Genomic DNA, 16,405 nt, shown 5'->3' with positions numbered 1-16,405 from the left:
TGCTGAACCGGCAGTTGTCTTACCCGGAACATCACGAAAGATTCTTTCTACAACACCTCTCTCAATAGGAATTCCGCCAGACATTGTGCTGGATATGGCTCTTTCAGCAACTGCAAGAGGGAAGATCATTGAGGCAAAGAGGAGAGGAGAGAAAATACCTTTGGGATTAGCTGTTGACGAAGAAGGCAAACCTACAGATGACCCAGAAAGAGCGTTAAAAGGGGGTCTTTTACCTTTAGGAGGGAACAAAGGCTTCTACCTAATGCTTGTTTTATAGAGCTTAGTCTCCTTTTTAACTGGATCTGCATTAGGGCTTGATGTAAAGGGTGTGCTAAATACAGAAAACCCTCCTAACAAGGGGGAAGTCCTCGTAGTAATAAACCCTTCATTTTTTTCCTCCTACAAGGAAGAAATAGAAAAGATGAAAAAAGAGGTTATGTACCCAGGTAAACACGGAAATAAAATAAGAGAAGAAAGGCTGAGAGATGGAATACCAATAGACGAGACATTACTAAAGACGTTGCAAGAGATGAAAGAGAAAGTACCTTATTATACATGAAAAATGTAGTAAACTCGATCTTGTTTCTAAAAGGTAGAAAAGCTAAAAAAAATTATGAATAACGAGACATGATTATTGATTATTTCTCTTAACCTTTTCGAGTTAAAATTTCAAGAATCATTCTGATGCAGTTCTTTATCTCTCTAATATATGACCGTGACCCTAAAGAAATAGGGATCGACGGCTCATTTTTCCTTTTCGGGATATTAAACTATGAATACTAAGTAGTGAAGAACGTTGATCAAATTATAAAAATATGTTTTCTTGTTCGAGGAAGTTCTTCTGTATCGGTAGAATAATTAGGTTTGTTAAAAGCAGAGAAGGGCTGAAAAGTTCATTGCTTACATCAAACTTAAAGAATGTGGAATGAAAAAATCGAATTGAATAAGTTAAATTAAATCTTCTAAGCAATGAAATAGCTGTTTTGACCTGTTGAATAAATATATGTTGTTGCTAAAGTGGAACTCCCTAAAGGATAATACCACATTATTGCAGGTATACTAGGTGGAGGCGGGTTTGAATATGGCCAAACAAAATACCAATATACTATTGCATACAGCTGATTATTTGCGTTTGCCATAATTTGCTTTAAGTTATTTGTATCATTGTAGTAATACCCGTTCTCAAGTACTGTTTTAGATACGTTGTAAAATGAAGTAGCCCCGCTACTAGATTGCGATGATACAATAAAAGCTTGCGAAATGGCTGTTGATAATACTGATGAGCCGAACTTGACGCTATTTAAATATCCATTAAGCGACGTGAATGACAATTGTTGTTGAGTAATACTAATACTTCTTAATAATTTCTGATTAGTAGAATAGATACTTATATTCATAAAAGGGTTGCTTGTCCCTGAATTTAGTTGAGCTCCAAATGAAATATTTAAGAAGTACCATGCCCCTTGGTTTAAGTTTTGTAAGATTGTGGTTGTGGTATATACTACACCATTCTTTGATATATTAAGATATAATCCCCCACTTTTCATGAAAACTATAATAGAGACATTGTTATTGTTAACTGTGGTAAGCGTAAGGTTGGAGACAAGAGCGTTAGTCTGATTGTTTACAACTTTAAACCAAAGACCGAACATCATACCTTTATTGCTAGTTACATAATGAGGGACAACAGCATTACTCGGATTAGATGAACTAACAATTCCGCTACTTGAAAGGGTGTAAACACCTAGACCTTGATTGGCTGGAGATGTATAAGTCCATGCTAGTCTGTACCATTTACCTTGATAGTTGTACAATACCCAGACGACCACAATGTTATTGGGCTTTATTATAGAGGAGAGTATATAAGTTGTATTGGAACTAACATTATAAGCTTTAGCATTAATTACTCCCAGCAGACCTCCGGTAGGTGAATACACATTAGAGTTTATTGTAAAACTCTGCAAGCTAACATAACCTTGTGGTTGTGATTTGAACAACCCAACTTTCACATTACTAGGAGGTAGTGTATAAGACAGTAAATTAGGGGGCGTAGGGGTTTCATTAAATACTACAATAGTAACGATCTTTGTTGGAGAAGAAACCCAAATGAAGTAACTTACATTAAAGTAGCTATAGTTTGGGGGAATTCCATAAAATGCAAGATTTGATATTTGAAATTGGACTAGTTTAGATAAACCAACTAAGTATGATTGGGAAAAGGCAGAAGAGCTCTCATTAGAAAAGTAAAATGAATAAAGGGTTAGAACGCCTAGCATAAGGACTAATGTAGTCATTACAAGTATAAATCCAATGACAGCCGTAGATAAACCTCTCATATGTTATTTTTCATAGTCCATCTCTGTATTAAACTTTGCCATTAATTCTAGGTAAGTTTATATAGATAAATTTACGGGATTAGAAAAGTTTATTAGTGCTCTATGAAAGATATATTTAAGGTAGTAATGCCATCAGAAATAACAACCGAAATGATACTCATTATCACAGTAGTGGTTCTTGGAATAGTTGTAGCTGGCTTTAGCTTTGCATATTTAACTCCTCAAGTAGCATTTTCAAATGCCCAAAATCAAGCATCGAATATTGCCTCTTCCTCCTCCTTATCTGTGGGTCCTTTGCTAATTAATTCAAGTAATGCAGGTAGCCTTGTAGTAATGTTATATAACCCCGCATTTAACGGGACTGCTTATGTATTAGCTTTCACAGCACCTTCATATCTTCAACCTTCTGCAGGAGTATATACACCTTCAAGTATTCAACCCTTCTTTGTTTATTGGCCTAATGGTTCTAAGGCTTCGACAGTTCAGATTTCCTCTCCCATATATGACACCAGCGGGAAGATACTTTATTCTGGTCAAGCTACCTTGTACAAAGTAAATTTTAACACTCCAGTAACCGTAGTTATAAACAATGTAAGTCATAATGACATAGTAATAATTTGGTTTATAATTAACGAAGGGGGTTATTGGTTTAGGATAGGTTATACTTATACGGGGGTGCCTTCAACATGAAAGCGTTGTCAATACCTGTAGTATTTCTCTTTCTCCTCATAATACTTATAGCAATACTAGTACCCGCTTTCATTATTTTTAATCAGCTAGGTTTCTTCTCCTCACAAGGTAGAATACAAGCTAGTGTATATACACAACAGCAAGAACAGCAAAATAATCAAGTATATAGAGGGAATCCAAACATATATTATAACTCCTCTACTTCTCCTTATTTATTATTTAATTACAACCTAATACCTTCACCTTTTAACTTAACTCAAATATATTATTTTAATGGGAGTACTTGGGTACCAGTGTTAAAGCAGAGTATAGTTATTTCTGGGAACACCAAGTACCCATTACCTTCCTCTGCGTTTAATAAGCCAGTAATAATTGTTACTGCTTTAGGCAACATTTACTTCTTGAATCCCAATACCTCAATAGTAACAGTATCAGTATCTGGCCCTGCTGGGAAAATCCCAGTTTATGTAACTGCATTTGTGATCAATGGTAGTAAGTTAATACCAGCAAACATATTAATCACGCTAAGCTCGCCAGCTACCCAGATAGGTAGTGGTCTTACGCCTCAACTATTTTATTTAAACCCTGGGACTTATTTCATTAACGATATAAACGGAAGTCCAATATTTCTTGCCGGGTACGGATTAACAGCAAACTTCTTGAACTGGACGATTGCAGGGTATGGAAGTTTATCAGCACCTAACAAATTAAGTACTCAATTCACGGTTTATGGGCCATTAGTAATTACGGCAATATACAATGCTAGTCTCAAGAAGTTCCCAGTAACAATTATGCCAAACGGCATACCCCTGGGTAATAAAATAAATAATAATAGCATTCACTTGACATCTCTAAATAAAACTATTCCAGTTTATGTAGATAACAAGTTGTACTACATTAATTCCTCTGGTATCACTCTTAACTTAACTTACGGCTATCATATAATACAGTTCCCCTCAATGTATAACGTTACGTTCAACTATAAACAATATAGTTTTACTATGCCAGCAGGGCAAATAAACACTTATGCATTTACTGGTTTAACAGCAAATACCACCAAGATAACAAATATTTCAAGATACGAAATATTTGTTAATGGCAGTGGAACAGTTTTAGGTAATTACGAAAAAGTACAAACTTATTACCTTATAGAGGTACTCAACAACTTTACATTGCCATCTGATTACACTTTAGTATCTAACACTTCTCCAGTTCTGGGTGATATTGCGGGGCAACTTCTACAGATAAACAACACTTATACATGGGGACCAGTGAAGAATTATGTGCCGTTCAAGATTTATGTCAAGGCAGGAACCACATACAAAATTACTAAGGATTATATACTTCAATTAACTGGTACCTTTGTATTAAATAAGAGTATATTTGGTATTTTTACTCAGACATATACCTATAACGGATTATTATCTGCGTTACAGAGAAACGGTATTGTCATAAATACTCCGAATGGTGTACAGATAAAAAATGTAGGTCAAACGTTTACAGTTAATTCACCTATAATAATCATAAATAACGAGGTGTGGGAATATGGTGGTACAACCCAGCCATAATAAGGGTTTAGCTAATGTTGTAGCGCTGATCATGGTATTAATAGTAGTGATAGTCATTGCAGTACCATTTCTGTTCTATTTCGCCTCTAGTCAAAACTATAAGCAGGTTTCTTCAGCAATAGTGAATAATTATCAATACTTAAAGGATTTACAAATAAAACAAGTCATAACTGGTCACCCCGCAATCTACTATAACTCATCCATTATTATCTTGCAGTACACAAACGGAACCTTTACTCCGCCAGCAAACTTAACAATAACTGACATACTGTACTTGAATCAGCAAGGTGTTTGGATAACTATTCCACTAAACTATCCTATAGTGGTAAGCGTAGGTGAAGCATTACATTTGCCTTCATATGTCAACGGTAAGCCAATAATCATAGTTACCTCATTAGGCAATATATTCTTCTTAACGCCCGGATCGTCTATTGGACCATTTGCTCTTGCTGGAACTAAAGGAGGAGTAGAAATATTAACTCAAATCTCAAACTCTTCCCTAACTTTAGGGGTATCTGCAAACATCTCCACAAACATTTACAGTAAATGGGAGAATTTCACTACGCCAGTAAATTTCCCCAACACTACTGGTACATTTGAAGTTAAAGTACCAGAGTATGTCTACTATGAGAATTCTAAGGGACAAGTAATAACTGGAGTTTTCAGAAACTGGTATGTTATAGGTGGTGCGTCTTTGAACTCCACAACTAGCCAAGGAGTTAAAGTCACCTTGCAAGGGAGTACCGCGGTTTTAATAGCCAACTATACTCCGTTGTTAGCTTATGCAACACTTAAGATACAAACTAATTACCCTGGAAGTTTGACGGCTAACATAGACGGTAAAACATATACAGTAACTAATGGAACAACAATTACAGTTCCCGCGGGGTTTGTTAACGTTACCGTATTAACTCTACAAGCAAACTATACTGGATATAAGTCTAAGGGTATAATTCAACACTATAGCTACTCTTCAATGCAGTACTCATCTAAGACAATTAACACATATTCCGCAATAATATTTGTCCCACCATCTACAACTCAGACATTAAATATAAATTACGTTAATGACTATAACTACTATAAGGTAAACATAACAGGCTATAATGTTTGGCAAGGCGAATACGCTATAATAGATAATAACCTATATGTGTACAATAATTCTTATTGGATAATTGGTGGTAATCATACCTTTGGTATTATAGGAACATTCTACTATAATTATTCAGTAAATAGCTATGCCTCGCATTCTGCAAAAACGGTAATCTTCAGTTACAGTAACGGTACATCATTTACCTATACTTTTCCCAACATACCTAGCTATGTCATAATAAACCAGCCTATGACGATAAAAGTATATTATAGCACTGTAATTTACTGGCAACAATTACGAGGTGGTTTATCATGAATATGCCAAAACTAAAGATAGGACAATCGGCATTAATTGCGTTTTTGATAGCAATTATACTGATTTTGCTAGTGTTAGTTCCACTTTATTATTTAATTACTAATTATTCAAAGCCCACAGCTAAGCCCACAAATTTCGCTCAGATAATTAAAAACCAAATAAATGGGGGTAGTGTCCTCATTTTCTTCAACTCGACTTCTAATTCAAACATTACATTACTTACATTTAGTGGCAATGGAAACTTCACTCTGAAAGACGTTTATGCGGTTTATCAAGGGATATTTGTGAACATCACAAAGTATATATACGCAATTAAAATAACGCCGACAAGCAAAACTTTTATTGGACCTCTACCTCAACCAATAATTTATAACTATACTGCATACAACACAATTACACTTTCTAATGGAATGAAAATACCAGTATGGAACACTACATTAATTCTGGAAATTAATGCTTATAATCAAACAGTGTTTGCCACTATATATCCTAACTCTACTGCATTTAGCTAAAAATCTCATACATAAGTTAAAACTATTTTAAACTCTGCTTGAGAAAATGTTAAAATTCTATTTATTTACTCATTAATTAAATAATTTTCTTCTAACTCTTTCTCTTTCTGCAAGGTAAGAAAACATAAAAAAAGAAAGATAAATGATATATTATAATCGAGGGGCTAATTATGTATTTTATCTATTTAATAAGGTGAAGTCTAAGATATTTTTAGCATCCCTTTAGCTTTCTAGCTACTTCAGTAACTCTCTTACCTAGAAACCTTGCTATCTTCCTTTCATTTTCATCTAGTTCTTCTCTCACGCCAAGGTGAGATGCTCCGTAAGGGCTTCCTCCAGTTGTTGTCTGAAACATCTCTGGTATTCCATAACCTAATGGCACTATTATCATACCAAAATGGTAAGCATAAGTTGACATTGTTAGAATAGTAGTTTCATGTCCACCATGAGTAGTTGATGCTTCAGTAAAGAAACCTACTGGCTTGCCATACAACACATTGTCTCTCCATAGCAAAGCTGTTTGATCTAAAAATGTCTTTAGACTACCCGCCATGTTACCATATCTAGTTAGTGAACCAATTACAAAACCATCGGCCCATCTCAAATCGTCAAGAGTTGCTTCTGGAATGTCTTTTACCTTGTCGACAGGAAGTCTTGCTTGTACTTCTGGCGGGAGTGTTTCTCTAACTCTCCTTATCCTAACCTCTGCTCCTTCTTCCTCAGCTCCTTTCGCTATCTCTTTAGCTAATTCTACAATTGAACCATACCCGTAGAAGAGGACTAAGATTTTAACTTTTTCCATAAGATAAGAAATTAGCCATTTTAATAAAATTTAACTTAACTATAGGAAACTAACTTACCTTAATACCTTTATAATTTTGTCTTGCAATTTCAAGAATGTCTTCGTGTATAATACCCATCTGAAGGGAGAATAAAATACTCTGAGTTTTACAAGGGAAAGAAACATGAATATAATGATCTTGAACAATTTACCAGATATTTTACTGTCCCCCTCTTCATGCTCATATCTTACAGGTACTTCTTTTACTGAAAAACCGTGTTTTAAGAAAGAGTATATTAAGTTTGTATCAAAGACGAAATCATTCATGACTAGTTCATCCATGACTTGTTCTATTTTGTCGCGTTTCACAAGCTTAACCCCAGCTTGGAGATCACTAAACCTTCTCAATGAAGGAAACATGATTTTTGCTAAAAGCATGTAACCGTGGTGAAGAAATCGCCTAACTCTAGGCATTGTGGAGATGTCACGGTGTGCTATAACGAGGTCTGCGTCTTGATTAATTATCTTCTCAATTTCAGTAGTTGGTAAATCAGCGTCTATAATGAGGATTCTCTCAGCCTTAGCGTTCTGTATTCCTACTTTTATTGACCCTCCTTTCCCTAGTCTAGTCTCATTAACGTAAATTATTGCCCCAAATTTTTTGGCAATTTCTGGCGTTTTGTCATTTCCTTCAAAGACAACAATAATCTCTGAGTTAGAAATTTTTTGTCGCAATAAAGAAAGGGTTTTTGCAATCCTCTTTTCTTCATTGTACGCTGGGATTACTATCGATAGCATATACTTTTTTGTAATTTTCTATTTAAAAATTTTTCTCTTTGTTAACTTCGTACCCAATTCTTTAAATATCAAGCTAATAATAATTGGGAATGTAATAGAGAGGAGGGCATAGACGTCATCTCTGACTAACTCACCTTGTAAAGCGTCGTGTATGATAATACCACTTCCGTTAACTTGGTAAAGGTTAAAGTTTGAAGCATTCATAGGGAGAGAGATATTTGAAACCCAGTAAGGGGAATAAGCAAATGTTAACAAGAGATACTTACTAGAGGAAGATGTCACCAACACCTCAGTAGGAGATACGAAGTGGATTGGTGCAGGTTTTAGCACGACAGAAAGGTTCTGTGTGTTCACGTCTATTTCACTTGTGTTAGTATAATAAGCATATGAAGTGTTTAAATTCACTTTGTAAAGATAAAGAGGGCCAAATTGCTTCACAAATGAAACCATGTGATAATTCTCGCTTAGAAATTCCAGGTTTTGAAGATATGGCTTAATAGGTAAATAAAGCAAATTTATGAAGGTCACGTTAGATTGTGCATCCCCCTCGATAATGATGTACTTAACGTTAAGCAATGTCAACAAATTCTGTATATAAGTAACGAAGCCTTGGTTAGAAAGGTTTGAGAAATAGAGGAGGTAATTCAGTTTAAAATAATATTGATAGAAATAAGCTCCAGAGTAAATACCCCCGACTATTACTGGATGAACAGAGTAGTATAAATAGATGCTATTTCCATAGTACCATGACGTAGAGTACCATCCATAACTGACTGTTGGGAATACTGCTATGCTGAAGTCTCCTTTCTGTGAATTCAGGTAACTGATTAAATCAAGGAAGTATGAAGGAGGGTTAACTCTATCTGCTAAAGACCCAGATATAACTGGTAAGTTAAGTATTGAAAATAAAACTAGGAGTAGTAGAAAAATCCCAGTTTTGTATTTACCCCGTATTAAGGATGGAACTAGCAAAGAGAAGAATAGACTAGCAAAAGAGGAAGTTGCGAATTGAGTTGTTCTAAGCACAGCAAAAAATGCGTAATGGGAAACAGCGTAATTAACTAAACCATACCACGGTGTATAAATTGAGGAGTCAAAACCTATGACAATTAACCATAATATAGCAAAGAACCTTAAATCACCTTTAGTGAAGATGATGGAAAGTATGCTTATGAGCCCTAAAATCACTAAAAATAGCGTGTTCTCACTAGGTGGTATTACTGAAGATATATAGGAGGAGGCTGAGTAGATAAGAGGAGAAGAGGAAGAAATGTTAACAACTGTTATTGACTGGTTTTTTACCGTTTCATACTGAGGTATGATAGATGATGCAAAAGAGAAAATCCAGTAAAATTGAGGTATTGTAAATGAGAATAATGTAAACAAAAAGTGCAAGATCTTACGTCTGAAAAAGTATCCAATGAGAAACACAAGCCCTAGCCAAACAATAGGAAAGATCTCTCCAGAAATGAAAAGCATATAAGAAGAGAGTATTGTAATAATTGGATAAGCTTTATTAAAAGGGATCCTACCATGATAAAATCTTAATGAATAGTAAATAACTACTGGAAGAAGGAAGTAGATCATCATAGTGTTTAAAAAGATATATGGCATCTCTACAAAACCTACAAATATAAACCAGTTAGTTAGATAGAGAAAAGTTGAAAAGAAGGATGCTAGACGTGAAGAGTAGTAGTTATCAGCTATTCTCATAACGTAGTATGACCCTATAAAGGAAAGAACTGTAGAGAATATCTCCTCGCTCAGATTACCAAAGAAAGCAAAAGGGAGTAACACTAAACCTGTCCATGATGTACCTGCAACTGTTGGGACAAAACCGTAAGGGTAATTTGTATAAGCGTATAATACGGGATTGATTAAATATGAGGTAGTGATCCCACTAGCTAGGAAAAAACCTTGATCACCACCATATATGGGTAAACCTCTATACCACAAATAGTTTATAGAAACGCTAAGTATTAGCGGGATTATGTAGTTACTGCTTCTCTTCAGTAGTCTTAACACGTTGAATGAGCTTTGCATAAATTCTCACCAGCTTTTCCCTTGTTATCACATAAAACAAGGATAAGATAAACCCTATCACAGTAGCTGTAACACTTGGGTAAAGATAGTTCGGAGTTTTTGTTTGAACAACAATCTCGTAGTACCCTGGCTTTAATAGAGTAGAATTAATCAGCTTGGAACCGTTTACAGAAAAAACAAATCCTTTTAGCGCTGAAACGTTTAAACTCGTAGTAGCATTTAAGTTTATGAAAATTTTATCTGAACTTTGCCTTTCTACAAAGGTAAAGGGGACGATCTTCTTAAGTAACAAGACTGACTTGCCACCTTCATTTATATAAGGAGTTACTTTTAGTAGCGTAGAATTTTCGGAGTAGTAATAAAGATCAATGAGAGTAACTTGCTGGTGCAAACTTACCTCAGTTGTGTTTTTATACAGCTTAGCTGAGGTTAAGTTAAGCACTCCTATTTCAAAGTACTGTAAATTACTAGCGTTTATTTCGAAATATAATGTGCCATTCAGAGTCTCTGGTGCAGGGAAGGAGATGTAAATTTCTGACTCTGAAAAACCTTTTGGTATTTCCCAGAGAATACTGTCATTTTCAACCTTCACAATGGCGTTTGTTAAATTGCCGACCTTTGGTGGTTGGAGTTGAGTTTGATTTAGAGAAAGTAAAAGAGGGATTGGTTGCGAAATGTATTTAGGATTAATTGTGATAGAGTAGTTACTCGAATTAACAACTGTTACGATGTATTTAGCTAATGCTGTTTGATTAGTAACTGGATAAGGAGAAAGCAAAGAGTAACTTGAATTCCAAAAGACCAGACCAAAGCTTTCATTCTCTAACTTAGCTATCACGTTCTGAACCCCATTAGGAACACCATTAAATGAAAGAGATGGAGCTATTGTAACACCTTGAAAAACTACTAAAGACACTAGGACAAGAGGTATGAGAAACTTCTTTGCATCTGAAATAAGGAGAACTCCTAAAATTATGAAAGGGTAGAGGATTAAGGAGTAAGGCAAGGACAAAGCCAAGTAAACAGACCCTACAACTAGGGCTAACCCAAGATATTTGTTTTGAATAAAGAAAGAAAGAACTGAAGCAATTGTGAAAATTATGTAAAGCTCAAGCGGAGGAAAGGGATAACTCTCGTTAGGGAAACCCACTAGTACGTACGGAATTAACCAGAATAGAGAGAGCAAGAAGGAAAAAATTGCATATTCTTTCCTCTTGTTTAATAGAAAGGAAAGTATTGTGAAAGCAAAAGGGAATACATAACCCGCCGAGATAGTGACTGCTGAAAAAGCTAAGAACCTCTTTATGTCAATTTTTGTAGCTATAACCAAACCCAAGGGCAGAAGAGAATAAGTTAAGGCTAATGAAGGTATTTGGACTGGAGTTAAGACAGAGTATATGAAAGAGAACAGAAGTTTATTTCTGTCAAACAACAGATAAGACGTTAATCCCGAAACAAAGTAAAAGAGAAAGACTATAACGTGGAGGGCAATTATTTGCCCTAGCTTATCAACTAGAAAAGAAGAAATATAATACAAGACAAACTGGTCGATGTGTAAATTATATCCGTAACCTAAAATGTAAAGAGAGAGGAAGTTAGAAAAGAGAAAGGAGCTAGGGTTCCACCAATAATACGCGTTAGGTAAGGGGAGGATAAAGGTAGAAATAGGAAACAACACGAGGACTAGCGGTACGTAGACCTTCCTAGGAATCTTTACTGTTGATTGTTCAACTAACATTGAAACAGCTCCAAAAACAAGGTTAAAGTATGCTAAGTCACTTAATGGTATTTCGTATTTACTGATAAAGGCAGAAAACACAAGGTAAATTATACCGGAGGCTACAATACCTCTAGAGTCATACTTCATGAGTTTATAAGCTACAACAAGCCCCAGAAAGACGTAAAGGTCTACCACGTAGGGAGTATCTAAAAGAAAGAGTGAAATTCCTGCAGGTATCAAGACATGAGAAAAAGAGGTGTAATAGAATGAAGTTAAAGAAGCTATAGCAACTGCAAAGAGTATGTAAGGAGGAAGAAAATGGAAAGCAACGAAAGGGAAAACCAAGACGATATAAAGGAAATTTAGCCTTTTATCGCCATACAGAGTTGAAAAGGCAATAGTTAACAAAAATGCACCAAGGATTATTGGATCTTGTTGTTTTGAAAGTATCAAAGTCAGCAGAGAGAGCAAAAAGGCAATATTAACAAAGAACTTTTGCATACCATAAGCTAATCCATAAAAAATATAAAACTAATCATATATACCTTGATTATCTAAAAAATAGTGTGAAGATCACAGAGATAGAACTTAGGTTTGTCAAGTCATTCTTGATAGAAACTGAAGAAGGAAACATTTTAGTAGACAGTGGTACCCCCGAAAGCGGAGAAAAGCTGATCCCCTATCTCAAGAACGTACGGTACGTTATTTTTACTCATTCACATGCTGATCATATAGGTGGGGCTAGCGAGATAATGAATAGAACTGATGCAAAGTTCGGGATACATAAAAATGGAGAGGAGTACTTAAAGAAAGGCTTGGTAAGAAAACCAGTAGTTCATTCAGTAGGTCTGAAAATAGCTTCTGTATTCTTTCCCTTACTTTCACGAGGATTAAAACCTGCAAGAGTTGATTTTTACCTAGAAGACGGACAAGAGATAGTAAAAGGAGTTAAGGTACTTTATACGCCGGGGCACACAAACGATTCAATTTCCATTTTTGTTGAACCTCTAAACTCAGTGATTGTAGGTGACATGTTACAAGGAAAAGATGAGAAGTTAGTTTACCCTTCGATATACGAAAATCTTGAGGAGCTAATGAAAAGTGTCCAAAAGATACTTGACCTAAAACCATCTTTCATTTATGTTAGCCATGGGAAAAGTAATAGTGCTAATAAAGTTGAAGTTTAGTCTTAGAAAAAACTAATTCATTAATTCCTTAAACTTTTCTCTCACGAGTTCAACCCTTTCTTTCCAGTCTACTATTGGTTGAGGATACCCCGGGACTTTTGTTTTATAAAGCGAGTGTATTACGCTAGGAGGATAGTCTCTTAGTTCTTCTACCCAATCTTTTATGAATTTAGCTTCTGGATCAAATTTTTCCTGCTGTTTCCACGGGTTAAATACACGGAAAATATAGTCTACTCCAGTAGAGGAAACCCATTGCCAATTCCCGTTATTGATTGCAGGGTCATAATCTACAAGCTTTGTTGCAAAGTACTTTTCACCTAGTCTCCAATCAACGAACAGCACTTTAACTAAAAAGAACGCTGTAATCATTCTAAGCCTACCATTAATATAACCTGTTGCGTTTAAAGCTCTCATCCCTGCGTCAACTATTGGGTAACCTGTCTTCCCTTCTTTCCATGCATTAAAGTACTCAGAGTTATTCTCCCATTCTAGATAATCAAATTCTCTTCTGTAACAATTGCCGAAAACATAAGGGTTATAATAAGCTAATAAGGTGTAAAAGTCCCTCCAATAAAGTTCCCTTATGAAGTCTTCATTCTCAAGCTTTTTGTAGTATGCCTCTCTCATTGAAACAGTGCCAAACTTTAAGTGAGGTGATAAGTAAGAATTTCCGTTCTCCGATGGATAATCCCTTTTGCTGTAGTCAAACTCTCTTTCTAGTAGCCTTAATCCTTCTTTCCTTCCGCCGTTAAATAACGGTGACTCCGTTTTTTTGAAAGAAAGGAGAAAGTCAACTTCTAGTGAGTCATCCTTTCCAAACTTGCCTTCATAGGTCTCTGGCTCCCTTACTTTTAGCTTCCTTACCTCATTGTAAAATGGAGTGAAACTCTTATGATGAAATAATTTTTTAGGAGTCAAAAGATAGTCTTCGTAAGATTTAAATTCTATACCATTTCTCTCACAGTAATCTCTTATCTTTTTATCTCTAGAAATACTAAATGGAGTGTAATCCTCATTGACATATATTGCATCTATATTTTTTAAGTGTGAAACTACTTTTTCTGCCTCTCCGAAATAAACGTGAAGTTTACTACCTCTCTCTCTAAGCTCCTCATCTAGATCCATTAGGGAATTAACCATGAATGACACAGCATATTCAGATTTGTAAGGATTTGTAATCATTTGTCTTGGGTCTGCTATGAATATGGGGATTACTTCTTCACACTCATTTAGAGCATGATTAAGACCAGTATTGTCATACAGCCTTAAATCTCTCCTAAATATAAATACACATTTCACTGTTTAATGGTAGATACAAAAAATAAAAAGTGGTGTAAGGAGTTTTCTTATGTGTTTTTAAAGGTTTTTAATGCTTTTATTAAACTTTGTGCAAAAAACGGTAAATCCCCAGGGTGTCTCGACGAGATAAGATTTTCATCCTCTACTACTGGTGCATCTATATATTCTCCGCCAGCAACTATTATATCATCTTTTATTGAAGCTACTGAAGTTATCTTCCTTCCCTTAACGACACCAGCAGAAATCAATACTTGAGGACCATGGCATATAGCAGCCACTGGTTTCTTCATCTCGAAGAATTTTCTAGTAAGCTCTTTAACTTCTGGCAAGGTTCGAATTTTCTCTGGTCCTCTTCCTCCTGGAATGACAAGAGCTACGTAGTCGCTAACTTTCACTTCTTTAAAAGAGATGTCAGCAACTACTGAATAACCATGTTTTCCAACAATCTTTCCTCCAGCTTCTTTACCAGCGATAACTGGTTTAAATCCCTCCTCTATAACCCTATAAAAAGGGTATAAAAGCTCTATGTCTTCAAACTCATCTCCTACAATAAATAATACTTTCATAATTATTGTTATTAGATGAGAGATATAAAGCTATATCGTTTTGAAAGAAGCATATACATTCAAACGAGTTTAAAGTAGTAAATACTCCATTTGGAAATATGCTTAAAAGATTTCGTATGAGAAGTATAAAGTATGATTGTTAGTCTAACTGCAGAGCTAGGCTTAGATATAGGACAGAATTATGCAGGCGGGTTAGGAGTACTTGAAGGGGATAAATTTTACGCTGCAAGTAGATTAGGAATTGAATACACTGTATTCACACTCTTTTATAGGAAAGGATACGTAGATGGAGAAGAGAAGCAAAAACAACTGTTTTCTAACTTAGTTAAAGAGGGAGAAGCGGAGATAGAGACAAAAGTAAAGGGAAAGATTAAGGTTGAATACTTAAGTTACAAATTGAATACAGCAAAAGCGATTTTCATAAACATCCTCTCACCAGATTGGGCTTTGAGATTAAATGAAAGATTATATGTCGAAAACTCTGAGGAGGAAAGGTTTTATAAGTATCTGGTTTTGGCTAAAGCTAGCGAAAGGTACATAACGGAAAGGATAGGTTGGGATAAAATAAATTATGTTGATCTACAAGAGGCTTATCCCTCTTTTATTACCCTTTTACATTATTTTCCACGATACAGGATAATCATCCACACACCTGCGCCATGGGGACATCCTTCCTTCCATTCCAACTTCTTTAAAGAGGAGTTTGGTTATGATTTCCCCTTTGATCCAGTTGTAATGACAGAGTTAGGATTATCAGTAGCCTACCAAGGAATCGTTGTATCTAAAAAGATGCTGAAACTTGTAGGAAGGGTATTTCCTCACCAGATGCATAAAATAAAGGCAATAACTAATGCAGTAGAAGTCCCAAGATGGAGACATCCTTTGCTAAACAACGTTAAAGACCTTGATGATTTTATAAAGAAAAGAAAAGAGATAAAGAAAGAGGCACTAAAGAAGCTTGGGAAAGAGAGCGAAAAACCGGTGATTAGCTGGTCAAGGAGAATAACACAGTATAAAAGACCGGAGTTTATTTTACGTTTGATTGATGAATTGAAAGATGATGCATTCTTTATTATTGGAGGAAAAGCACATCCGCAAGAGTATTATGGTGTAGAGTTAGAAAAGAAGTTTAAGGAATACTCTCAGAGGAAGAGCAACGTGATATTTGTAGAAGGTGCTGATACCCAGATAATGAAGCAAGTATTATGGGGTACAGATATTTGGACATTTACACCTTTGTCTGGGTGGGAAGCTAGAGGCACTAGTTTTATGAAAGCAGGGCTCAATGGAGTTCCAAGTGTTGAATCAAGGGATGGAGCAGTAACGGAGATCATAAAGGATGGTTATAATGGGTGGTTATATGGAACAGACAGAGATGAACTTCTTCCAGTAATAGCTTTTGTCCATGAATATGAGGATTTCGTTAGAAAGATAAAACAAGCCGTAAACAGCTATTATGAAATTGGTTACAATGACTACTTAACGTTCCCTCAATAC

Annotated in this window: 13 protein-coding genes and 1 pseudogene; 7 read left to right on the top strand and 7 right to left on the bottom strand. The window is 35.5% G+C overall.

Translation table 11 applies throughout. The features are described from left to right. Positions 1-559: pseudogene (locus AC3OCB_RS01940) on the top strand (Ldh family oxidoreductase); the annotation flags it as partial. A gap of 403 nt (positions 560-962) precedes the next feature. On the opposite strand, the gene AC3OCB_RS01935 reads toward AC3OCB_RS01940, so the two are convergent. After that, entirely contained in the window at positions 963-2,336 is a 1,374-nt protein-coding gene (locus AC3OCB_RS01935; protein ID WP_498340507.1) for a hypothetical protein, read from the bottom strand. Positions 2,337-2,438: 102 nt separating this feature from the next. Here AC3OCB_RS01935 and AC3OCB_RS01930 point away from each other — a divergent pair, with 102 nt between their 5' ends. From AC3OCB_RS01930 to AC3OCB_RS01915, 4 genes are read left to right on the top strand one after another with little or no spacing between them, the layout of a single operon-like run. Continuing rightward, on the top strand, positions 2,439-3,026 hold the full coding sequence (locus tag AC3OCB_RS01930; RefSeq protein WP_498340506.1) for a hypothetical protein: 588 nt from the start codon (positions 2,439-2,441) through the stop codon (positions 3,024-3,026). Continuing rightward, positions 3,023-4,594, top strand: coding sequence for a hypothetical protein (locus AC3OCB_RS01925; protein ID WP_498340505.1), 1,572 nt, complete (start codon positions 3,023-3,025; stop codon positions 4,592-4,594). Before AC3OCB_RS01930 ends, AC3OCB_RS01925 begins: the two co-directional genes overlap by 4 nt. Then, positions 4,572-6,002 (top strand): hypothetical protein, encoded by a 1,431-nt coding sequence (locus AC3OCB_RS01920; RefSeq protein ID WP_498340504.1) that lies wholly within the window; start codon positions 4,572-4,574, stop codon positions 6,000-6,002. Before AC3OCB_RS01925 ends, AC3OCB_RS01920 begins: the two co-directional genes overlap by 23 nt. Continuing rightward, positions 5,999-6,514 carry a hypothetical protein gene (locus tag AC3OCB_RS01915; RefSeq protein WP_498340503.1) on the top strand — a complete coding sequence of 172 codons (516 nt, stop codon included), beginning with the start codon at positions 5,999-6,001 and terminating at the stop codon, positions 6,512-6,514. The genes AC3OCB_RS01920 and AC3OCB_RS01915 overlap by 4 nt, the downstream gene beginning before the upstream one ends. A gap of 211 nt (positions 6,515-6,725) precedes the next feature. Here the strand turns inward: AC3OCB_RS01915 and wrbA are convergent, their stop codons facing one another. From wrbA to AC3OCB_RS01895, 4 genes are read right to left on the bottom strand one after another with little or no spacing between them, the layout of a single operon-like run. Next, positions 6,726-7,316: an NAD(P)H:quinone oxidoreductase gene (gene wrbA, locus AC3OCB_RS01910; protein WP_498340502.1), complete on the bottom strand. Its 591-nt coding sequence runs from the start codon at positions 7,314-7,316 to the stop codon at positions 6,726-6,728. Between the two features lie 54 nt (positions 7,317-7,370). Beyond that, positions 7,371-8,093, bottom strand: a complete 723-nt coding sequence (locus AC3OCB_RS01905) for a glycosyltransferase (protein WP_498340500.1) — start codon at positions 8,091-8,093, stop codon at positions 7,371-7,373. Between the two features lie 18 nt (positions 8,094-8,111). Beyond that, positions 8,112-10,136 carry a hypothetical protein gene (locus tag AC3OCB_RS01900; protein ID WP_498340499.1) on the bottom strand — a complete coding sequence of 675 codons (2,025 nt, stop codon included), beginning with the start codon at positions 10,134-10,136 and terminating at the stop codon, positions 8,112-8,114. Then, positions 10,090-12,357 carry a hypothetical protein gene (locus AC3OCB_RS01895; RefSeq protein ID WP_498340498.1) on the bottom strand — a complete coding sequence of 756 codons (2,268 nt, stop codon included), beginning with the start codon at positions 12,355-12,357 and terminating at the stop codon, positions 10,090-10,092. The genes AC3OCB_RS01900 and AC3OCB_RS01895 overlap by 47 nt, the downstream gene beginning before the upstream one ends. 65 nt (positions 12,358-12,422) lie before the next feature. Between AC3OCB_RS01895 and AC3OCB_RS01890 the strand changes: the two genes are divergently transcribed. After that, positions 12,423-13,043 (top strand): MBL fold metallo-hydrolase, encoded by a 621-nt coding sequence (locus AC3OCB_RS01890; RefSeq protein WP_498340497.1) that lies wholly within the window; start codon positions 12,423-12,425, stop codon positions 13,041-13,043. Between the two features lie 12 nt (positions 13,044-13,055). Here AC3OCB_RS01890 and AC3OCB_RS01885 read toward each other — a convergent pair whose 3' ends face one another. After that, a complete protein-coding gene (locus AC3OCB_RS01885) occupies positions 13,056-14,342 on the bottom strand; it encodes a cryptochrome/photolyase family protein (RefSeq protein WP_498340496.1) in 1,287 nt (428 codons plus the stop codon). A gap of 47 nt (positions 14,343-14,389) precedes the next feature. Further along, positions 14,390-14,908, bottom strand: coding sequence for a type 1 glutamine amidotransferase domain-containing protein (locus AC3OCB_RS01880; protein ID WP_498340494.1), 519 nt, complete (start codon positions 14,906-14,908; stop codon positions 14,390-14,392). Between the two features lie 132 nt (positions 14,909-15,040). Here AC3OCB_RS01880 and AC3OCB_RS01875 point away from each other — a divergent pair. Beyond that, positions 15,041-16,405 (top strand): glycosyltransferase (locus AC3OCB_RS01875; RefSeq protein ID WP_498340493.1); only part of this gene is annotated, 1,365 nt, incomplete at its 3' end.

This window comes from Sulfurisphaera sp., assembly GCF_059755235.1.
The sequence above is the reverse complement of the archived record's forward strand: the minus strand, read 5'-3'. Positions and strand labels throughout refer to the sequence as shown.